Below are 20,968 nucleotides of genomic sequence, written 5' to 3'. Positions count from 1 at the left end.
GGCCCTCCGCCGTCATCCGGTCGATCCGGTGGGTCATCGCCGCCGGCGTGAGGCCCAGCTGCTTCGCCAGTTCGCTCGGACCCATCCGGTAGGGGGCGCCGGAGATGACGAGGGCCTTGAGCACCTCCCACTCCGCGTTGCTGATGCCCAGGGCCGCCGTCTGGCGGCCGTACGCGACGTTCATCCGGCGGTTCAGGCGGCTCAGCGCCGAGACGACCTTCTCGACCTGGGGGTCCAGGTCCTGGAACTCGCGCTGATAGACGGCGATCTGTTCGTCGAGGCTCGGCTCGTGGACGGCCGCAGTGCCGTCGGGGGTGTCACCCATGGGTCGAAGTATCGCACGAGCTCGTTGGCGTCTAACTCCTTCGATGTGTAGTGTTAAGGCTTGAAGTTTAGCTATGAAGTCTTCAGGCTTCAGGTCTCAAAGGCAGGTGAGAAGTGACCAAGGTGATGGGCGCTGCGATGCGGCGGATCCAGGCCGGGAACGCGCTGACCGCGTTCGGCATCGGTTTCACGGTTCCGTTCCTCTACATCTATGTGGCGCAGGTGCGAGATCTGGGTTCCATGGCCGCCACGTGCGCGTTCGTGGCCTTCGCCCTGGGCGCTCTCGTCGCGCTGCCCTTCACCGGTCGGGTCATCGACCGACGTGGTCCGGTGCCCGTGGTCATCGGGGCGGCCGTCACCGCCTCGGTCGGTGCGCTCTCCCTCGGACTCTCCACCAACGCCGCGGCGATCCTGCTCTCCGCTCTGGCGCTCGGCGCCGGGCAGGCCGTGATGCAGCCCGCGCTGGCCACGATGATCGTGTGGTGCTCCACGCCGTCCACCCGGACCCGTGCCTTCGCCCTGCAGTTCTTCATGCAGAACCTGGGCCTGGGCATCGGCGGTCTGCTCGGTGGCCAGATCGTCGACGAGAGCCGGCCCGGCAGCTTCACCCTGCTGTTCGGCATCGAGGCCGTGATGTTCCTGGTGCTGGCAGGCGTCATCCTCAGCGTGCGGCTGCCGCAGGTGCCGAGCATCAAGGACGCAGTGCCGAAGGACCCGTCCCAGTCGGGCGGCAGTGGCTGGAAGCGGCTGCTCCGCCACAAGGCCATGGTGCAGCTGTGCGTGCTGGGCTTCGTGGTGTTCTTCGCCTGCTACGGACAGTTCGAGTCGGGTCTGGCCGCCTTCGGTACCGAGGCCGCCGGGATCTCCCCCTCCACGCTCGGCTTCGCGCTCGCGGCCAACACCGGTGCGATCGTCGTCGCGCAGTTCGTCGTGCTCCGGCTGGTCGAGAAGCGCCGCCGGTCCCGGGTGATCGCGCTCGTCGGACTGATCTGGACCGTGGCGTGGGTCATCGCCGGGTTCTCGGGTCTGGGGCACGGCAGCGCCGTGATGGCCGCCGCGGCGTTCATCACCACGTACGCGCTCTTCGGCATCGGCGAGGCCATGCTGTCGCCGACCCTGGCGCCGCTGGTGGCCGACTTGGCGCCCGAGGGCTCGGTGGGTCAGTACAACTCGGCCTTCGCGCTGGTCAAGCAGATGGCGCTGGCGCTGGGGCCGCTCGGGGTGCCGCTCGGTGCGGGGGTTCCGATGCTCTACATCGGGGTCTTCGTGTTCGTGTCGCTCGGGATCGCCGCCCTCGCGCTGCGGCTCGGCAGGCGGCTGAGTCCGATGCAGGACAACCCTTGGGTGGCGAGCAGGGTCGTGGCGCAGGGCGGTCCGGCCGTGGTGGTCGAGGACGCCGTCGCGAAGGGCATCGCGAAGGACGTCACCAAGGACGTCAGCGAGGACGTCGTCGTGGAGCGCGTGCACGCGTAGGTCGTACGTATATATGTGCGGAAAGCAGGAAGGCCCCGATCCGGGTGGATCGGGGCCTTCCTGCTTCCCGCTGTTCGGCTATTTGTCCGGCAGGGCGAACTCGCACCAGACGGCCTTGCCGCCGCCCGGGGTGCGGCGGGAGCCCCAGGAGGAGGCGATGGTCGCGATGATCGAGATGCCGCGGCCGGTCTCGTCGGCCGGTTCGGCGCGGCGGCGGCGCGGGAGGTGGTCGTCCCCGTCGGTGACCTCGATGATCAGCCGGCGGTCGGTGCGGCGCAGCCGTAGGCGCATGGGCGGGGTGCCGTGCTGGAGGGAGTTCGCGACGAGCTCGCTGGCGGCCAGGACGCCGAGGTCGCAGAGCTCGACGGGGAACCGCCAGGAGGCGAGGACGCCCTGGGCGAAGGCTCGGGCGCGCGGGGCCGCCTCGATGCCGCCGAGGAGTTCCAGGGCGGCGTTGTGGAAGAGCTCTGCGTCGGATCCGGTGCGGGCCGGCTGCTGGAGGACCATCACGGCGACGTCGTCGTCGTGATCGGCGTCCACGCCGAGGGCCCGCATCAGGCGGTCGCAGATGACGGCCGGGGTGCCCTGGGCGCCGGAGAGGGCGCGCTCGAGGGCGGCGACGCCCTCGTCGATGTCCTCGCCCCGGCGTTCGACCAGACCGTCGGTGTAGAGGACGGCGGTGGAGCCGGGGCCCAGGGCGATGGTGCCCGAGGTGTGCAGCCAGCCGCCGGTGCCGAGCGGCGGGCCGGTGGGGTCGGCGGCTCTGCGTACGGTGCCGTCCTCGTCGCGGACCAGGATCGGGAGGTGGCCGGCGGAGGCGTACGCGAGCAGGCCCTCGTTGGGGTCGTGGACGGCGTAGACGCAGGTGGCGATCTGGCTGGCGTCGATCTCGGCGGCGAGGCCGTCGAGGAGCTGGAGCACCTCGTGCGGGGGCAGGTCGAGGCGGGCGTAGGCACGGACGGCGGTGCGCAGCTGGCCCATGACGGCGGCCGCGCGCACGCCGCGACCCATGACGTCGCCGATGACGAGGGCGGTACGGCCGGCGCCGAGGGTGATGACGTCGTACCAGTCGCCGCCGACTGCGGCTTCGGTGCCGCCGGGCTGGTAGGTGGCGGCGATGCGCAGGTCGTCGGGCTGTTCCAGCTCCTGGGGGAGGAGGGAGCGTTGGAGGGTGACGGCGGCCTCGCGCTGGCGGCGCTCGCTGGCGCGCAGGCGCTCGACGGCCTCGGCGTGGTCGGTGACGTCGGCGAGGTGGATCAGGACGCCGGTGTGGTGGGGGTCGGGCTCGCCCCCGGTGTCGGAGGTGGGGAACTCGACGGGGGTGCAGGTGACGGTGTACGAGCTGCCGCCGCCCGGTGCGGTGCGGTTCTTGGCGGTGCGGGACTTGCCGCTGCGCTGGACCTGGTCGAGGAGCGGGAGGAGGCCGAGCTCGCCGAGTTCCGGGAGGGCGTCGTGGGCCGGGGCGCCGGGAGTACGGGCGCCAAAGCCGGCGGTGTAGGCGTCGTTGACGTAGGCGACGCGGTGCTCGGGGCCGTGGACGAGGGCGACCAGGGCCGGGAGCCGGCCGAGGACCTCCCGTACGGAGAGCTCGTCGAGGGAGGGCACGGCGGTGAGGACGCCCGTCCGTCGGGGCGGGGACACGGTCGAGGACGTGCCGGTCCCTGTGCCGGTGCCGGTCCCTGTGCCGGTGTCCCGGCTGCCGCCATTGCCGCGGCCGCTTCCGGTCCCGGTCCCGGAGACCGTGGGGTCGGCGGGCTGGCCGTCGGCGGGCGCGGACCGCTCGGCTCCGGGGTCGGCGCGGCCGCCGCGGGCTGCCGGGACCGCGCCTTCACCTCGCTTGGCCTGGGCGGCGGCGTGTTCGGACCGGGCGGCGGCGCGGCGCTGCGTTCCGGGGAACCGGGCGCTCCAGCGCGTGAAGTTCACTGCGTTCAAGCCTCGTGGTGTCGCGAGTGGTCGCTGTGTCGCTCGTGGGCGGTCGCTGACTGGACGATGTCACTCTGTGCAGGGGTGAGCGCACCTATGGTCACACGTCCAGTGTGGCTGACCGCACTGACAACGTCAGCCCTGGCCGTTCTGCGGGGGGTTGGGGGCGGGGGGCGGGGGTGGTGGCTTGGGGCCGCCGCCTGCGGCCAGTTCGAATTCTGCCCTGGGATGTTCGAGGGAACCCAGGGAGACGATCTCACGCTTGAAGAGGCCGGAGAGGGTCCATTCGGCAAGGACGCGCATTTTGCGGTTGAAGCTGGGAACGCGGCTGAGGTGGTAAGCGCGGTGCATGAACCAGGCCGGGTAGGCCTTGAGCTTGCGGCCGTAGATGTGGGCGACGCCCCGGTGCAGGCCGAGGGAGGCGACCGAGCCCGCGTACTTGTGGGCGTATTCGGTCAGGACCTCGTCGCGGAGGGCGGCGAGGAGGTTGTCGGCGAGGACCTTGGCCTGGCGGACGGCGTGCTGGGCGTTGGGGGCGCATTCGCGGCCCTTCTCGTCCGCGGTGATGTCGGGAACGGCGGCGGCGTCGCCCGCGGCCCAGGCGTGCTCGACTCCTTCGATGGTGAGGAAGGAGGTGCAGGCCAGGCGGCCGCGTTCGTTCTTGGGGAGGTCGGAGGCGGCCAGGACGGGGTGCGGTCTGACGCCGGCGGTCCACACGATGGTGCGGGTGGGGAAGCGGGCGCCGTCGCTGAGGACGGCGACGCGGTTCTCGCAGGATTCGAGCCGGGTCTCCAGGCGCACGTCGATGTTGCGCCTGCGCAGTTCGCGGACCGTGTAGATGCCCATCTCGGGGCCGACCTCGGGGAGGATCCGGTCGCTGGCTTCGACGAGGACCCACTTCATGTCCTCGGGCTTGATGTTGTGGTAGTACCGCGCGGCGTAGCGGGCCATGTCCTCGAGCTCGCCGAGGGCTTCGACGCCCGCGAAGCCGCCGCCCACGAAGACGAAGGTGAGGGCGGCGTCGCGGAGGGCGGGATCGCGGGTGGAGGAGGCGATGTCCATCTGTTCGATGACGTGGTTGCGCAGTCCGATGGCCTCTTCGACCGTTTTGAATCCGATGCCGTAGTCGGCGAGTCCCGGGACGGGGAGGGTGCGGGAGACGGAGCCCGGGGCGAGGACGAGTTCGTCGTACTCCATCTCGACGGGGCCGGCGCCCTCGTCGGCGGTGGCGAGGGTTTTGACGGTCACGGTCCGTTTGGCGTGGTCGATGCGCTGGGCCTCGCCGATCACGATGCGGCACTTGTTGAGGACGCGGCGCAGCGGGACCACGACGTGACGGGGGGAGATGGCGCCCGCGGCCGCTTCGGGGAGGAAGGGCTGGTACGTCATGTAGGGCTCGGCGGTGACCACCGTGACCTCGGCTTCGCCGGCTCTCAGCTTTTGCTGGAGGCGGAGCGCCGTATACATGCCGACGTAGCCGCCGCCGACGATCAGGATGCGCGTACGGGGCGGGGTACCGGGGGTCGTGCCCCGGGAGTTAGCAGCCTTCACCATCCCATGACGCAACGTGGCTGGGAGTTTGTCCACAGGCCCGGCAAATTGTGTGACCGGAGTGCGTGCTGGGGCACAGTGCAAGAGGACGTCAGCTTGTGGCGAAAATCTGCAGGTCAAGGTGCACGGAATGCGAGATTCCGGAGGCACGGATCGGAAAAGTAGGGGTGAATGCTCCGATCGGGCGGTGCTCCGTCCGGGGCTGCCCCTTCTGAATTGACTCTGGCTCAACTATGTTCGTATCTCGTCGAGGAGTAGGACCGGGCCCGAGACCGTGGCCCCCTCGACGTGAAGGCGGGGAGTGTCTCCGGGGGGAGACAAATGATTACCGGGGGATACATATGAACATTTCCGATTTCCATGGTTCTGCGACCACGCTCTCGGTCGAGAGCAACGGACGCGGCATCGCGGGCGGCACCACGCACGGTGTAGGCCGGTCCACACCGCTGCGCGTCGATGCTCAGCGCAACCTGGAGCACGTTCTGCGGGCGGCCCGTGAGGTCTTCGGCGAGCTGGGCTACGGGGCGCCGATGGAGGACGTGGCGCGCCGCGCCCGCGTCGGTGTCGGCACCGTGTACCGGCGCTTCCCGAGCAAGGACGTCCTGGTGCGGCGCATAGCCGAAGAGGAGACCGCACGACTGACCGAGCAGGCCACGGCCGCGCTGGGCCAGGAGCAGGAGCCGTGGCAGGCGCTGTCGCGCTTCCTGCGCACCTCCGTGGCCTCGGGCGCCGGGCGGCTGCTGCCGCCGCAGGTCCTGCGGGTCGGCTCGGCCGTCGAGGACGAGGCCGAGGAGGCGGAAACCGCTCGGGTTCCGCAGCAGCGGCAGGCCGTGTCGGCCGCCGGTGCTCCCGACCTGCGGGTCCCGGGCGCGCGCGGCTCCGTAGAGAACGAGCCCTCGGACGACGCGGGTGCGGGTGCGCTGCTGGAGGTCGTCGGCCGGCTGGTGCACCGGGCGCGGGAGGCCGGTGAGCTGCGTGTCGATGTCACGGTGGCCGATGTGCTGCTGGTGATAGCGACGGCGGCGCCCGCGCTGCCCGACCCGGCGCAGCAGGCGGCGGCCTCGACGCGGCTGCTCGACATCCTGCTCGAAGGGCTGCGGTCCCGGACGGCATGACCTCGGCGGGTTCCGGCGGGGGTCCGGGAGGGCGATGCGCCGGAACTTGCCCGGACGGGTGGATGGCGAGCGGAGGGGTTCGGCGCCCGTCCCCCGTGTGACACGCTTGGCCGGTGTACCGGTTGAGTGTGTCGTGCGGGAGTCTCCGCGATGAGCGTTGACGGTCGGGAAGAGCCACGCGGTGGCGGCGGCAGCGAGGTGGAGGCGGGCAGTCTGCCCGCACGACAGGTGCCGGCGCAGCGCGACCCGGGTGGGCGGAACGCACGCCCCTCGGGCTCTTCCGGACCCGGTGGCACCGGCGGCGAGCTGCCCTCGTCCGACGGGGACTTGATCGCCCGGATGCGGGGCGGCGACGACGGCGCGTACGAAGAACTGTTCCGTCGGCACGCCGATTCCGTGCGCCGCTACGCCCGGTCCTGTTGTCGGGACGCGCACACCGCCGACGACCTGACCGCCGAAGTGTTCGCGCGGACCCTGCAAGCGGTGCGGGGCGGGGCCGGGCCGAACCAGTCGGTTCGGGCCTATCTGCTGACCACCGTGCGCAGGGTCGCCGCGGCCTGGGCGAAGACCGCCAAGCGCGAACAACTGGTCGAGGACTTCGCCGTCTTCGCCGAGCAGGCCTCCACCGGTACGGAGGGCGGTGCCGCCTTGTCCGGGCTCTCCGGGCTCTCCGGGGACGACACGCTCGAACTGGGGGCGGACGTCCGGGCGATGCACGAGGCCGAGCGGTCGCTCGCGATGCAGGCCTTCCGCAGCCTGCCCGAGCGCTGGCAGGCCGTGCTGTGGCACACCACCGTCGAGGAGGCGTCGCCGAGTGCGATCGCGCCGCTGTTCGGGCTGAGCGCCAACGCGACCGCAGTGCTGGCCAGTCGGGCCCGGGAGGGACTCAAGCAGGCGTATCTGCAGGCCCATGTGAGTTCGGCGCTGAGCGAGGGCGGCGACTGCGCGCGGTACGCGGACCGGCTGGGCGCCTACGCGCGGGGCGGGCTGCGGATGCGGGCGGAGCGCGGGCTGCGCAAGCACCTGGAGGAGTGCGTCAAGTGCCGGCTGGCCGCCGGGGAGCTCCAGGATGTCAACGCGGGCATTCCTGCGCTGCTTCCGGTCGCGGTCATCGGGTGGTTCGCCGCCGGGTACGCGGGCAAGGCCGCCGGGGTACTGGCCGGTGGGGCGGTCGCAGCGGGCGGGGCCGCCGCGGCTGCCGCTGGTGGTTCGACCGCGGGAGCCGGGACGGCCGGTCCTGCGGGAGGCGCCGTGGGAGGTGCCGCCAGTGCCGGTGGTGGGGCTGTCGGCGCGGGCGGCGGGACCGGCGGGGCCGTGGCCGCCGAAGGGCTCGGGCTGCCGGCCAAGGCCGCCATCGCCGCCGGGATCGCGGTGGCCGCGGCCGCCGGGGTGGTGTTCGCGCTGGCCGGGGACGACACCGAGCCGCGGGCCCGGGCGAAGCCCGCGCCCAGTGTGGCGGCGCCGGTACTGCCGTCAGCGCCTTCGGCGGCGAAGGCGCCTGCCGCGGCCTCCGCCTCGACCGAGCCGGATCCGCCCGCGCAGGAGCCTCAGGCCGTACAGGGCTCCGTAGCACCACGGCCCGGGCCGACGCCCTCGTCCGCGCCCTCCGCCGCTCCCGGGCCCGCGCCCTCCTCGTCCCCGTCGCCCTCGCCCTCGCCCTCGCCCAGCCGGGAGAAGGCCTCCCCCACGCCGTCCCGCTCCCCGGAGCGGCCCTCACCGAAGCCGACGCCGCCGCCGCCCCCGAAACCACCGCAGGGGTTCCGGCTGGCCGGGCTCGCCCACTCGGTCTACGGGGACCACAGCGGCCCGGAGCTGCAGACCTGGCGCAGCAGCTGGGTGTGGCAGCGCCACGGGCTGGAGGTGGGCGGCCGGCGCTTCGCGCACGGCATCACCGTGAACTCGCGGTCCTCGGTGGAGATCGCCCTCAACCGGCAGTGCACGAACTTCTCGGCGCAGACGGGGGTGGACGGCCTGTCGCTGTTCACGGACGGTGCGGTGCGGTTCTCCGCGTATGCCGACGGGGAGCGGGTGTGGCAGTCCGCCGCCCTCGGGCACGCGGACCCGCCCACATCCGTGCAGGTCTCCCTCGCGGGACGCAAATCGCTGCGGCTGGTGGTCGAAAGGGCCGGGCCGGGCAGCCTGCCGGCGCTGGCGAGCTGGGCCGACGCCGTGCTCAGCTGCCGCTGAACGCCGTGGTCAGTGTCGCGGCGAGGGCGGCCGGGGTGAGCGCGGCGCCGGCTTCCTCCTCCCGGCCGTAGCGGTCCGGGCCGAGCAGGGCGCGGGTGCGGTCCGGGAGGCCGTCCACGGCGCCGTGCTCCGGCACCGAGCGCGGATGCCCGGCACGCCAGGCGGTGGCCGCCGCGAGGGCCCGTACGGCCTCGGCCGGCCGTTCGGCGGCGGCCAGCAGCAGCGCCGCCGCCTCGGCCATGCCGGCCAGGACGCGCTCGGCGCACCGGGCCTCGACCGCAGCGGCCAGGGCCGGACCGATCCTGGCCAGAGCGGCCACCGGGCCCTGCTCGCGGCCGGTGAGGACGGCGTCGACGGTGGCCAGCCCGGCGGTGAGCTGGGCGGGCACGGTGAACCGTTCGGCCTCGGCGCGGGCCCGGTCGCACTCCTCGCGGGCCCGGGCACCGTCGCCGCGCTGGAGCGCGACGAGGGCGGAGAGGAGCCGGGCGAAGGTGCTGACGTCGTACACCCCGCCGTACCGGTCGGATTCCTTCTCGGCCTCCGCCAGCAGCCGCTCGGCGTCGTCGAGGTCCCCCGCGCAGTAGGCGGTCTCGGCGATCCGGGCGATGGCGAAGGGCGCCTCGACGCTGGCCCCGACCTCGCGGGCGAGGCGCAGGCACTCCTCGTACTCGATGCGCGCGTCGGCGAACCGGCCGCGCGAGAGGGCGACCTCCCCGGCGGCGCTCGCCACCTGGGCGCGGGTCCAGCGGTCGCCGACGCGATGGGCGAGCTCGTGGAGCTCGGCCAGGTCGGCGTCGACGTCGGCGAGGCCCCCGGTGACGTCGATGGCGACGTGGGCGCGGAGCATGAGGACGATGCCCAGTTCCCATTCCCCCGCGTGGACACGGCAGTTCGCGACGGACCGGTCGAGGTCTGCGTGGAAGTCGAGGGAGGTGCCGGTGAGGAAGGTCGTCGCGGGCCAGAGCATCCCGGGGAAGCGGGTGGTCTCCGGGGAGCCGTGCCGGAAGGTTTCCTTGATGCGGGTGGCGAGGTCCCGGTAGTCGGGGGTGCGGAACTTCTCCGCGGAATTGCTCTCCGCGAGCAGGAACATGTCGAGGACGAGCAGGCGCATGAAGCGCCAGTAAGCGGGGGTGCCCTCGGGCGGGACCTCGGGGGTCAGCGCGAGGGTCCGGGTGGTCCACTCGGCGCCTTCGGCGCGGTAGTTGCGCAGCCACCAGAACCAGCCGAGGGCGAAGACGAGGCGCTGGCCGGCCTCGGTGTCGGCGTTCTCGACGACCGTGCAGTGGAGGGCGGCCCGGAGGTTGTCGAGCTCGGTCTCGACGCGCCGGATCCAGGGGAGCTGGGCGGCGGAGCGGATCAGGGGTTCGGCTTCCTCGGCGAAGGCGAGGTAGTGGGCGGCGTGGCGGCGGGCAGTGGCCCGGGCGTCGGCGGGGTGGGCGGCGGCGCGCTCGGCGGCGTACTCGTGGATGGTTTCGAGCATGCGGTAGCGCATGCCGTGATCGCCGGGGCCCCGGTCCGGTTCGGCCAGGACCAGGGACTTGTCGACGAGGGAGCCGAGGACGTCGGCGGGGTCGTAAGAGGCTTCGCGGGCGGGGTCGGCGCAGACGGCCTCGGCGGCGGCGAGGTCGCAGCCGCCGGCGAAGACGGACAGCCGGCGCAGGACGGTGCGTTCGGCTTCGTCGAGCAGCTCCCAGGACCAGTCGACGACCGCGCGCAGGGTCTGCTGCCGGGGCAGGACGGTACGGGCACCGCTGGTCAGGAGCCGGAAGCGGTCGTCGAGGCGGTCGGCGATCTGGCGCGGGGTGAGCAGCCGCAGCCGGGCGGCGGCCAGCTCGATGGCCAGCGGCAGACCGTCGAGGCGGGCGCAGATCTCGGCCACGGCGGCCGGGTCGTCGGTGGGGCTGAAGCCGGGGCGGGCGGCGGCACCTCGGTCGGCGAAGAGCTGGTGGGCGGGGTCGGGCGGCAGGGGCTCGACGGGGCGGACCGTCTCTCCCGGGACGCCGAGGGGTTCGCGGCTGGTGGCCAGGATCCGTACACCGGGGCAGTGCGTGAGGAGGAGCTCGGCGAGCTCGGCGGCGGCGCCGATGACGTGCTCGCAGTTGTCGAGGACGAGCAGCAGGCTGCGGTGGGCGCAGTGTTCGACGAGGCGGGCGGTGGGGTCGGTGGCGGCCGGGGCCGGGGTCTCGCGGGTGACCAGGGAGCTCTCGCGCAGGCCGAGGGCGCTGAGCACGGCGCCGGGTACGGCGGCGGGCTGGTCCAGTCGGGCGAGCTCGACGATCCAGCCGGCTTCGGGGTGAGCTGCGGCGGCGTGCTCTGCGAGGCGGGTCTTGCCCGAACCACCGGGGCCGGTGAGGGTGACGAGCCGCAGGCGGGCCAGATCGCCGCGGAGGGAGGCCAGTTCGGGTTCGCGGCCGACGAAGGAAGTCAGACGGGGGCGGAGGTTCCCACGGGGCGCCGCGGGGGCGTCCCCGGCGCCGGACACCTCGGGCCGGGACTGCAGGGAGTGTCGGGACTGCGGGGACTGCGGGGACTGCGAGGGCGGCAGGGGCAGCGCCTGCGGCTGGAGGAGTTCCGCGTGCAGGGCGGCGAGTTCGGGGCCCGGGTCGGTGCCGAGGCCGTCGGCGAGGATCCGGCGCGTGCGCTCGTACGCGGCGAGGGCCTCGGCGGGGCGGCCGGCGGCGCGCAGGGCACGGAGCTGCTGCGCGCGGAGCGTTTCGTCGTACGGGGATGCGTGGACCAGTGTCTCGATCTCTGGCAGGAGTGCGGCCGGGCCGGCGGCGCCGCTGCGCAGGTCCGCCTCGATGCGGTGGCGGACGGCGCCGGAGCGGCGGGCTTCGGCGACGGCCGCACGGGCGGCTCGGGCGGGCTCGGGCAGGTCGGCGAAGGCGGGTCCGCGCCAGAGGGCGAGCGCGGTGCGCAGGGTGCGGGAGGCAGCGGCCGGGTCGTTGGCCAGTTCCTGGCCGCCCTGGACCGCCAGCCGGTCGAATCGGTGCAGGTCGATGTCATCGCGTGCGGCGGCCAGGAGGTAGCCGCCGGCGGGGGCCGAGTGGACGGCGTCGCGGCTGCCGAGGGCGCGGCGGAGCCGGCCGACGAGGGCCTGGAGGGCGGCGGGGGCGTCCTGGGGCGGGTCGTCGCCCCAGACGTCGTCGACGAGTTCGGCGACCGAGGCCGGGCGGCCGGCCCGGAGGGCGAGGGCGGCGAGGAGCGCGCGCAACCGGGCGCCGCCCACGGGGAGGGGGGCGCCGCTCTCGTCGCGCGCCTCGGTGACACCCAGGATGAGATACCGCACCGGGCAATTCTGCCCCGCCCGTTGAGCCCCTGGGCCAGCTCCTTCGGATCTTGTCGGTCGAGCCCGCGGCGTCCGGTGCCACGGGGCCTCCCCCGGGCCCGCCAGGTCCGAGGGGAAGCACGGCAGGACGGGACGGAGGGGCGCACCGCGTACGTGGACTGGACGCGCTCGGGCGCCCCGACAACGCGGCCGGGCGCGGTGCCGGACACGGTGCCGGACGCGGTGCCGGACGCGAGGGCCCGGCAGGACCCGAAGGGGCCGCCCTAGGCGATCGAGGTGTCCCCGTTGTCCTCCAGGAGCGTGCGCAGGGCCTCGGCGACCGTGGTGCGGGTGGCGGGGTCCAGCGGGGCGAGCAGCTCCGCGTAGCCGCGCAGGTGCTCGGTGATCAGCGTCTCCGTCAGCGCGAGGCTCCGTTCGGTCAGCCGGATCCGCACCGTGCGGCGGTCCTGGCCGTCCCTCACCCGCTCGACCAGGCCCTTGGCCTCCATGCGGTCGATGCGGTTGGTGATCGCGCCGGAGGTGACCATGGCGGCCGGGATCAGGGCACCGGCGGTCAGCGCGTACGGGGGGCCGGAGCGGCAGAGAGTGAAGAGAATGTCGAGCTCGCCCACCTCCAGCTCGTGCTCGGTCGCGAAGGCCTTCAGGTGCTTGTCGATGACGCGGTTCATCCGCTGGATGCGGGCCACCACCTCCACCGGCCACAGGGTGTCGGCCAGATCCGGGCGCTCCGCCGTCCACTGGCCGACGATCGCGTCCACTGCGTCGCTCATGCGCTGCTCCTCCTTCGCTCGCGTCCCCCGCACCCCACCAAGATATCTCAACGTTCAGACATTTGACGTTGAGAGAACTGCATGCTTTTATCTTAACGTTGAGATTCTCAGTCTTGAGATGAATCGGAGCGGGCGCCACCATGACCACCACCGCCATCACTGCCACCACCGCCACGACCACCGCCACCGCCACCGCCCGCGCCACGCCCCGGGTCGGCCCCGTTCCCGTCCTGTGGCTGGCGCTGCTGGCCACCCCCCTGGCCGCCGGGGCCAACGCCTCCGTGCTGATCCTTCCGGACATGGCCCGCTCCCTCGGGGTGAGCGCCGGGGCCGCGACCTGGCTCGTCGCCTCCTACGCCTGGGCCATGGCCGTCGGCACCCCCCTGCTGGCCGGACTGCTGCGCCGCCGGGGCCTGCGGGCGGCGCTCCACCTGGCCGGCGCCCTCCTCGTCAGCGGCACCCTCCTCGTCGCCGCGTCCCCCTGGCTACCGCTCACCCTCGCCGGACGGGCCACGCAAGCCGCCGGTGGCGCCGGCCTGGCAGCGGTGGCCATGAGCTTGGCCGGCACGGCGCGCCGGATGGGCGTGATCAGCGCCGGCTTCGGCATCCTCGGCGCATCCGGCCCGCTCCTCGGTGCACAGCTCTCACAGGCCGTCTCGTGGCGGCTCTCGCTCTCCGTGTCCGTGATCGCGATCCTGGCGGTGCCCGTGGTGAGCCGTTACGCGGCGACCCCGGTGACCCCGGCGGCCGCGCCCCAGGACGGGTTCGACGCCCGCGGTGCCGCCCTGCTGACGGCGCTCGCCACCGCCCTGGTCCTGCTGCACCACGTGCCGGCCGCAGCCCTCGGCTCCTCGGTCCTCGCGGCCACGCTGCTCGCGCTCCACGTACGCCGGCGCCCCGACGGTTTCGTACCGGCCGCGCTGATCCGGCGGCCCCTCTTCCTCGGCTCCGCGCTGCTCGCCCTCGTGCTCTCGGGCTCGTACTTCACCCTGCTGTTCTCCGTACCCCGGCTGCTCACCGACCGGGCGGGCTGGGACGCCACCACCGCGGGCACCGGTCAGCTCGTGGCGCTGCTCTCCGGATCCGCGCTCTCCTGGCTGCTGGCCGCGGCCTCGGCGCGCATGGGCCGGACGGCCGTCCGCACGGTGCTCGTCGGCGTCGGAGCACTGGCCGCGGCGGTCGCGGTGTTCGCGAGCTGGGGCCCGCTGCTGCTGGTCGCCACCCTGGGCGGGATCTTCGCGGCGACCGGGTCCAGCGCCGTGCTGTCGATGCACGCCGCGTCGAGCGCCCCCGAGCCCCAGCGCCCCACGGCCATCGGCCTGTTCGCCCTCTGCTACCAGCTGGGCGGGGCCTTCGGCCCGGCGATCGCGACCGCACTGGTGCTCAGCGCCGGAGCCGGGGCCGCCTGAGCCGGGACCACCGGCCCATGACCACCGGTCCAGGACCACCGGCCCGGGACCACCGACTCGCTCCGGGGAACAGGACCGTCAGGACAGCGCCGGGCGGTGCACGGGGACTCCCTCCGGCACCGCCCGGCGCCGCGCCGTGGAGGTACCCGTCCAGCAGGTGCCGCGCCGAGCCAGCAGACGGCCGAGCCACAGCTCCATCGAGACCAGTTCCGCCAGGCCGTCCAACGGGACCGGGTGCCCGTCCGCCGCATCGAGCAGGGCCTGGCGCACGACCCGGGCCTCGATCAGCCCGGCGTCCGCGAGCAACGGCGACGCGAACAGGTCCAGCAGATCGCTCAGGGCGGCCCGCAGCCCCAGCCGGGTCGCCGTCTCGTTCGGCACGCGGTCCGTAACGCCCCAGCCCGGCGGGAACTCCCGCACCCCCGCCGAGGACAGGACGCTGCGCAAGATCGCGGCCCGGGCCCCGGGCTGGACCCGCAGGGACTCGGGCAGGGCGCGGGCGGCCCGCACGACCTGATTGTCCAGGAAGGGGGCGTGCAGCCGCTGGCTACGGACCTCCACGGCCTGCTCGAAGACCCGGTGGTCGGCGGCGTGGCGGGCGAGCAACGAGCGGGCGCGGGCCTCCCCAGGCCGCAGCGACAGCGGCGGGCGGCCGGCGGCGACCGTCAGGCGGATCGATACTTCCGCCAGTGCCTCCCCTGTGAGCCAGCCCGCCGCCGGTCCCGGGCGGGACCAGGTCAGGGCGGCGAGGGAAGCGTCCACCGGACCGGAGGATCTCTCGGTGACCCCGCCCTCGCGGAGCCGGGCCGCGGCGGCCTCCATGCCCGCGCGGTACGTCGTACGGGCAAGTCTTCGGGCCGCCGAGTACACCGTGAGCGGGACCAGCAGGGACTCCCCGGAGGCTCCGGAAGCGGAGGCCGAACGGGCCAGCGCCGCCACCGGGCGCAGCAGGTGCCGCCGGCGGCGGTCCATCAGGAGGTCGGCCATGCGGGCCGGGTGGGCGTCGAGAACCTGGCGGGCGCCGTGGCCGGTGAAGTGGTCGGCCGAGCCGGCGGCCAGCCGCCGCCGCTCGCGAGCGGCGAAGACCAGCGAGGGGCCGGGTTCGTCGGTGAGCGGGCCGTCGAGTTCGGCGTACGGGAGGGCTTCCGCGGCGGCGGCCACCACGACGTGGTGCAGGCGCGGGTCGGCCGCGATGGCCCGGGCCCGTTCCAGTTCGGCCTCGCGCCCCTGCGGGGTGGCCAGGTCGTTGAAGGTGACGGCCAGCAGCCGCGCCCCGGCAGGACTCAACAGGCTGCCCGGCGCCCCCGGCAGACCGGCCGCCAGTAGCGCCAGCGTCGCGGAGGCGCTGCCGCCGGAGAGGTCGGCGCCCACCCCGGGGGCCGGGGCGCCGCGGGCCGCGCGCCGGTCGGCGGGGCCCATTCCGGGCACGGGGCCGGGATCGTACGGTGGAGCCGCGTCGGGAGCATGCCGCGGAGCCGTGAGCCGGGCGCGCACCGCGTCCACCAACGCTTCCCGTACGCCCTCCACCGCGCGCTCGGCATCGGCCTCGGGGGCGGCCACGGCGAGCGAGGCGACCTGCTCGTAGCCGGTGATCTCGCGGGAGCCCTCGCGCAGGATGAGCGCGTGCCCGGGCGGGATGCGCCGGACCCCGGCGTACGGTGTGCCGTCGCCCAGCGCCTCCGGACTGTCCGGGCAGGCCAGCAGGGCGGCGAGGTGACCGATGTCGAGCTGGGCCTCGATGAGGTCGGCGAGCGGCAGGGCGGCGGTGGCGTACGCCGTACCGCTCGCCCAGGGGGTGTAGAAGACGGGCCGGGCGCCCGCGAGGTCGCCGACGACGGTGATGCGGCGGCCGACCTGGACGACGGCGGTGTAACTGCCGGACCACTGGGTGAGGTGGCGCAGCGCGCCGCCGCGGGCGGCGTAGAGGGCGCGGCGCAGTTCGGCGTCGGTCGCGCCGCAGCAGCCGAGGACGGCGAGCCGGGTGAAGGGATCGGCGGGGTCGGCCGTGAGCGTGCGGATCTCGTCGGGGCGCCAGTCGCCGACGGCCCAGAGGGGGTCGGGGTCGCCCCAGAGCAGTTGTGCGCCGACGGGGTGGACGGTGCGTTCCGCGTCCGCGCCCGGGTCGTCCGGATGGGCGGCGTCCGCGAGGCCGCCGTGCAGGGGCGCGCCGCCGTCGCCGTAGCCGCCGTAGCCGCTCTGGCCGTATCCGCCCTGGCCGGAGGCCTGCCCGGAGGTTCGGCCGGAGACCCTTCCGGCAGTGCCGAAGCTCGCGGCGATACTGCTCCAACCCACCAACCAGCGCACCGCCGCCTCCCCAGCCCGTGGGCACATGACCGGGGCACAGGCAGCACGGACAGCGCTGAGGGCGCGGCCGCGGGACCCCGGGTGGCTCGGGGTCCATGCTGCCACGGGACAGGCGTGCGAGAGGGGTTAAAGGGGGCGCACACGCAAACGAACACGCGCCGGCAACTCGGTATTTGACGTTCCGTTCCCACCGCCCCATAGGTCGCTTTCGGCCATTCTTCGGCTGCCGGAAGAGCCGTCACGGGCCGCCCGCGCCCCCGTGCGGGGGCGCGGTCCGGGGGGCGCAATCCGCCCCCCGGACCGTTCCGCCACCCGCGGGGATTGGGGCAGCGGCATCCCCCGACCCGCCCGGTCAGGCGGCGGGCCGACCCACGCACCGCACATCGAATCGCCGGGTCCGGGGACCGGCCAGAGCGCACGGGCGGGCGCACGGCCACACAGACGGAGCACGCGATGACACGTGCGCCCCGGCTCCCGGCCCGGGGCGGACTGTGCAAACGGACAACAATCCCGCCATACGGAAGTAAGGGCCTTAACGCTTGGGAGGCGGGGAACTACGCTGGGTTTACGAAATGCCGGGCGCCTATGCCCCGGCGGCGTCTGCGTTCCGCGTGTGACGAGGGGTGGCGCATGTCCAGGGAGCTCCGCGAGCCCAATGAGAAGCTCGGCGCCGTCCTCGCCCTCGCGGGCATCAGCAACGCAGGGCTGGCCCGACGCGTCAACGACCTCGGCGCACAGCGCGGCCTGACGCTTCGGTACGACAAGACGTCGGTGGCCCGGTGGGTGTCGAAGGGGATGGTGCCCCAGGGCGCCGCCCCGCACCTGATCGCCGCCGCCATCGGCGCCAAGTTGGGGCGGCCGGTGCCGCTGCACGAGATCGGGCTGGCGGACGCCGACCCCGCTCCCGAGGTCGGGCTGGCCTTCCCGCGCGACGTGGGCGCGGCGGTGCGCTCGGCCACCGACCTCTACCGGCTCGACCTCGCCGGGCGGCGGGGCGGTGGAGGGATCTGGCAGTCACTGGCGGGCTCGTTCTCCGTGGCGGCGTACGCGACGCCCGCCTCGCGCTGGCTGATATCTCCCGCCGACAGTTCCGTGGCCCGCGAACCCGCGGGCAGCCGGGCCCCTCACCTCACGACCGGCGACGCGGCGAGCACCAACGCGACGACGGGCCACGCGGCAACCGGCACCGCGGCCGACAGCGCGACGGCCGACGACCCGACCGCCGGCAGCCTGCCGGCCGGTACCTCCGCCACCTCCGCGACGCTCGACCCCGCGGCGCGGCACTCCATGGTTCAGAGCCCCGTATCAGCGCCCCCCTCGGCTCACGGCGCACCGGCGCGCGAGGCGACGGCAGCACCAGGTCCCCGGCCCTTCCCGGACGGCCGCACGACCGGCCCGATGACAGGTCTGGCGGGCCCGCTGGCAGGCCCGGCCTCCGGACCGGTGACGGAACCGGCTAAGGGCCCGCCGTCCACCGTTGTGCCCGCCCAGCCCGGACCCGAAACGCCGCGCGACCACGGCCAGCGCGTGGGCCACAGCGATGTGTCGAAGCTGCGCGAGGCGGCCGAGGACGCACGCCGCTGGGACTCCAAGTACGGCGGCGGAGACTGGCGTTCGTCGATGGTCCCCGAGTGCCTTCGGGTGGACGCGGCGCCGCTGCTGCTCGGCTCGTACACCGATGAGGTGGGCCGCGCACTGTTCGGCGCGACCGCCGAGCTGACCCGGCTGGCCGGGTGGATGGCCTTCGACACCGGCCAGCAGGAAGCGGCCCAGCGCTACTACATCCAGGCGCTGCGGCTCGCCCGCGCGGCCGCGGACGTACCGCTCGGCGGCTACGTGCTGGCCTCGATGTCCCTGCAGGCGACCTACCGGGACTTCCCCGACGAGGGGGTGGACCTCGCGCAGGCGGCCGTCGAACGCAACCGCGGCCTGGCCACCGCGCGCACCATGAGCTTCTTCCGACTGGTCGAGGCACGGGCGCACGCGAAGGCCGGCGATTCGACGGCCGCCGGAGCGGCGCTGCGGGCGGCGGAGGGCTGGCTGGAGCGGTCCCGTGAGGGCGATCCGGATCCGACCTGGCTCGGTTTCTACTCGTACGACCGTTTCGCGGCAGATGCCGCGGAATGCTACCGGGACCTGAAACTGCCCAGGCAGGTGAGGCGGTTCACCGAGCAGGCCCTGTCGCGCCCCACCGAGGAGTACGTGCGGTCGCACGGACTGCGGCTGGTGGTGAGCGCGGTCGCCGAGCTGGAGTCGGGCAATCTCGACGCGGCGTGCGCGGCGGGCACCCGGGCGGTGGAGGTGGCCGGGAGGATCTCCTCGGCACGGACGACCGAATACGTACGGGACCTGTTGCACCGCCTGGAACCGTACGGGGACGAGCCGCGTGTGGCAGAGCTGCGGGAACGGGCCCGGCCGCTGTTGGTGGCGCCGGCGTAAGACCCGTCTTCCGGGGGGCCGCGTGGCCGCGTTGTCGGTGCCGGGGTGCAGTATGCAGGGGTGGGAGGTGTCAGCGTGGGTGGCGGCGTGGACTGCGATGTGCTGGTGATCGGCGGCGGGATCGTCGGCCTGTCGACGGCGCATGCATTGTCGCGCCTGGCTCCGGGGACCAGGGTCGTGGTCCTGGAGAAGGAGTCGGGCCCGGCCCGGCACCAGACGGGCCGCAACAGCGGGGTGATCCACAGCGGGATCTACTACCGCCCGGGATCCCTGAAGGCGCGCTTCGCGGTGAGCGGGGCCGCGGAGATGGTCAAGTTCTGTGCGGAGCACGGCATTCCGCACGAGGTGACGGGAAAGCTCATCGTCGCCACGGAGCGGGAGGAGCTGCCCCGGCTGCACGCCCTGGTCCAGCGCGGCCGGGAGAACGGCATTCCGGTGCGCGAGCTCGGCCCGGCGCAGATCACGGAGTACGAGCCGCAGGTGCAGGGACTGGCGGCGATCCATGTCGGCAGCACCGGGATCGTCGACTACGGCCGGGTGAGCGCCCAGCTCGCGGAATCCTCCGGCGCCGAGATCGTCTACGGCGGCGCCGTGGACCTGATCTCCCGGCGCGCCTCGGCCGTGGCGGTCCGCACCACGTCCGGCCTGGTCGTCAGGGCGCGGGTACTGGTGAACTGCGCGGGCCTCCAGTGCGACCGGATCGCCCGCCTCGCCGGAGACGACCCGGGCATGCGGATCATCCCCTTCCGTGGCGAGTACTACGACCTGACGCGACCGGACCTGGTCCGGGGCCTGGTGTACCCGGTGCCCGACCCGGCGTTCCCCTTCCTCGGGGTGCACCTGACCCGGGGCATCGGCGGCGGCGTCCACGTCGGCCCCAATGCCGTGCCCGCGCTGGCCCGCGAGGGCTACGCCTGGTCGACGGTGCGGCCCGGGGACATCGCGGACGAGCTCGCCTGGCCGGGCTCCTGGCGGATGGCCGCACGGCACTGGCGGTACGGGACGGGCGAGATCCACCGCTCGCTGTCGAAGCAGGCCTTCACCCGGGCGGTGCGGCGCCTGCTGCCGGCCGTCACCGCCGACGACCTGCGCCCCGCCGAGGCCGGGGTCCGCGCCCAGGCCGTGCTGCGCGACGGCACCCTGGTGGACGACTTCCTGATCCGCGACGCACCGCGCACGGTCCACGTCCTCAACGCCCCCTCGCCCGCCGCGACCGCGTCCCTCCCGATCGGCAGGGAGATCGCCACCCGCGCCCTGCGGACCCTGGGCTCGGCCTGAGCACTGCTTCGGCGGGGTGCGGGAGCCGCTCGCGCGGCGGCTCCCGTACCCCCCGTCGTAGAATCAGCGCATTGTGTCTGAGTCCCTGAACCCCCAGTCGCCCCGCCTCCCGGACGCCGCACCGGAGACGAACGCGTACGTGCCGCCCAAGTGGCGCACCGAGCCCCGCTTCCCCGACGGGCCTTCGCCAGACCCGGCCGGCTCGCACCACGAGCGGCGGATCCGGAGCTTCCAGCCCCGGCGCAGCCGGGTCACCACCGGCCAGGGCGAGGCCCTGAAGCGCCTGTGGGGCACGTGGGGCCTGGACATCGACGGCCACCGGGTCCTCGACCTCGATGAGCTCTTCGATGGTCTCCCGGTCGTCCTGGAGATCGGCTTCGGCATGGGCGAGGCCACGGCCCAGATGGCCGCCGACGACCCCGGCACCGGGATCCTCGCCGCCGACGTGCACACCCCCGGGCAGGGCAACCTGCTCGCCCTCGCCGAGCGCGGCGGGATGACCAACGTCCGGGTGGCCAACGGCGACGCCATCATCCTGCTCCGCGAGATGCTGCCGCCCGACTCGCTGGCCGGCATCCGCGTGTACTTCCCGGACCCGTGGCCCAAGGCCCGCCACCACAAGCGCCGGCTGATCCAGCCCGACTTCCTGACGCTGGCCGCCACCCGTCTGGCGCCCGGGGCCGTACTGCACTGCGCGACCGACTGGGAGCCGTACGCCGAGCAGATGCTCGAAGTGCTCACCGCGCACCCGGACTTCGAGAACACCCAGCAGGACGGCGGCTTCTCCCCGCGGCCCGCCTTCCGGCCGCTGACCCGCTTCGAGGGCCAGGGCCTCGACAAGGGGCACCTCGTACACGACTTGCTCTTCCGTCGCACGGAGAACTGACAAGGTCACCGCGCGTGTCG

At 74.0% G+C, this 20,968-nt stretch carries 13 protein-coding genes (1 of these 13 cut by a window edge); 7 read left to right on the top strand and 6 right to left on the bottom strand.

Annotated elements, in window-relative coordinates; translation table 11 throughout:
* Window positions 1-325: the 5' portion of a MarR family winged helix-turn-helix transcriptional regulator gene (locus OG207_RS23235; protein WP_329100443.1), read on the bottom strand. 212 nt of this gene lie to the left of the window's left edge; 325 of the gene's 537 nt are visible here — the first part of the coding sequence; it begins with the start codon at window positions 323-325; its stop codon lies beyond the left edge, outside the window.
* 125 nt (window positions 326-450) lie between these two features.
* Between OG207_RS23235 and OG207_RS23230 the strand changes: the two genes are divergently transcribed.
* Complete coding sequence (locus tag OG207_RS23230; RefSeq protein WP_329107803.1) at window positions 451-1,797, top strand: MFS transporter; 1,347 nt, start codon at window positions 451-453, stop codon at window positions 1,795-1,797.
* A gap of 78 nt (window positions 1,798-1,875) precedes the next feature.
* On the opposite strand, the gene OG207_RS23225 is transcribed toward OG207_RS23230, so the two are convergent.
* Both OG207_RS23225 and OG207_RS23220 read right to left on the bottom strand, forming a co-directional pair.
* A complete protein-coding gene (locus OG207_RS23225) occupies window positions 1,876-3,720 on the bottom strand; it encodes an ATP-binding SpoIIE family protein phosphatase (protein ID WP_329107801.1) in 1,845 nt (614 codons plus the stop codon).
* Between the two features lie 135 nt (window positions 3,721-3,855).
* Window positions 3,856-5,274 carry an NAD(P)/FAD-dependent oxidoreductase gene (locus OG207_RS23220; RefSeq protein WP_329100441.1) on the bottom strand — a complete coding sequence of 473 codons (1,419 nt, stop codon included), beginning with the start codon at window positions 5,272-5,274 and terminating at the stop codon, window positions 3,856-3,858.
* A 338-nt stretch (window positions 5,275-5,612) separates the two neighbouring features.
* Between OG207_RS23220 and OG207_RS23215 the strand changes: the two genes are divergently transcribed.
* Entirely contained in the window at window positions 5,613-6,386 is a 774-nt protein-coding gene (locus OG207_RS23215) for a TetR/AcrR family transcriptional regulator (protein WP_329100439.1), read from the top strand.
* Window positions 6,387-6,536: 150 nt separating this feature from the next.
* On the top strand, window positions 6,537-8,573 hold the full coding sequence (locus OG207_RS23210; protein ID WP_329100437.1) for a sigma-70 family RNA polymerase sigma factor: 2,037 nt from the start codon (window positions 6,537-6,539) through the stop codon (window positions 8,571-8,573).
* Here the strand turns inward: OG207_RS23210 and OG207_RS23205 are convergent.
* Window positions 8,560-11,862 (bottom strand): AfsR/SARP family transcriptional regulator, encoded by a 3,303-nt coding sequence (locus tag OG207_RS23205; RefSeq protein ID WP_329100435.1) that lies wholly within the window; start codon window positions 11,860-11,862, stop codon window positions 8,560-8,562. The genes OG207_RS23210 and OG207_RS23205 overlap by 14 nt on opposite strands.
* 263 nt (window positions 11,863-12,125) lie before the next feature.
* Window positions 12,126-12,632 (bottom strand): MarR family winged helix-turn-helix transcriptional regulator, encoded by a 507-nt coding sequence (locus OG207_RS23200; protein WP_329100433.1) that lies wholly within the window; start codon window positions 12,630-12,632, stop codon window positions 12,126-12,128.
* Between the two features lie 140 nt (window positions 12,633-12,772).
* Here OG207_RS23200 and OG207_RS23195 point away from each other — a divergent pair, with 140 nt between their 5' ends.
* The gene (locus tag OG207_RS23195; protein ID WP_329100431.1) at window positions 12,773-14,041 is read left to right on the top strand and encodes an MFS transporter; all 1,269 of its coding nucleotides are present in this window, start codon (window positions 12,773-12,775) and stop codon (window positions 14,039-14,041) included.
* 78 nt (window positions 14,042-14,119) lie between these two features.
* Here the strand turns inward: OG207_RS23195 and OG207_RS23190 are convergent, their stop codons facing one another.
* A complete protein-coding gene (locus OG207_RS23190) occupies window positions 14,120-16,345 on the bottom strand; it encodes an asparagine synthase-related protein (RefSeq protein WP_329100429.1) in 2,226 nt (741 codons plus the stop codon).
* A gap of 630 nt (window positions 16,346-16,975) precedes the next feature.
* On the opposite strand from OG207_RS23190, the gene OG207_RS23185 reads away from it, so the two are divergent.
* From OG207_RS23185 to trmB, 3 genes are all read left to right on the top strand, one after another.
* Complete coding sequence (locus OG207_RS23185; RefSeq protein ID WP_329100426.1) at window positions 16,976-18,784, top strand: sporulation protein; 1,809 nt, start codon at window positions 16,976-16,978, stop codon at window positions 18,782-18,784.
* A 45-nt stretch (window positions 18,785-18,829) separates the two neighbouring features.
* Entirely contained in the window at window positions 18,830-20,062 is a 1,233-nt protein-coding gene (gene lhgO, locus OG207_RS23180; protein ID WP_329100423.1) for an L-2-hydroxyglutarate oxidase, read from the top strand.
* A gap of 139 nt (window positions 20,063-20,201) precedes the next feature.
* Window positions 20,202-20,948 (top strand): tRNA (guanosine(46)-N7)-methyltransferase TrmB, encoded by a 747-nt coding sequence (gene trmB / locus OG207_RS23175; RefSeq protein ID WP_329107799.1) that lies wholly within the window; start codon window positions 20,202-20,204, stop codon window positions 20,946-20,948.
* The last annotated feature ends 20 nt before the right edge of the window (window positions 20,949-20,968 follow it).

Origin of the sequence: Streptomyces sp. NBC_01439 (genome assembly GCF_036227605.1) — a bacterium.
Taxonomy (GTDB): domain Bacteria; phylum Actinomycetota; class Actinomycetes; order Streptomycetales; family Streptomycetaceae; genus Streptomyces.
Note: the sequence above shows the minus strand (reverse complement) of the source record. Positions and strands in the feature narration are given on the sequence as shown.

Bases quoted from the DNA above. Each gene is read 5' to 3' on its own strand.
- OG207_RS23210 (WP_329100437.1), top strand. From the start codon at position 6,537: ATGAGCGTTGACGGTCGGGAAGAGCCACGCGGTGGCGGCGGCAGCGAG.
- OG207_RS23230 (WP_329107803.1), top strand. From the start codon at position 451: ATGGGCGCTGCGATGCGGCGGATCCAGGCCGGGAACGCGCTGACCGCG.
- OG207_RS23185 (WP_329100426.1), top strand. From the start codon at position 16,976: ATGTCCAGGGAGCTCCGCGAGCCCAATGAGAAGCTCGGCGCCGTCCTC.
- OG207_RS23215 (WP_329100439.1), top strand. From the start codon at position 5,613: ATGAACATTTCCGATTTCCATGGTTCTGCGACCACGCTCTCGGTCGAG.
- OG207_RS23200 (WP_329100433.1), bottom strand. From the start codon at position 12,632: ATGAGCGACGCAGTGGACGCGATCGTCGGCCAGTGGACGGCGGAGCGC.
- OG207_RS23195 (WP_329100431.1), top strand. From the start codon at position 12,773: ATGACCACCACCGCCATCACTGCCACCACCGCCACGACCACCGCCACC.
- OG207_RS23220 (WP_329100441.1), bottom strand. From the start codon at position 5,274: ATGGTGAAGGCTGCTAACTCCCGGGGCACGACCCCCGGTACCCCGCCC.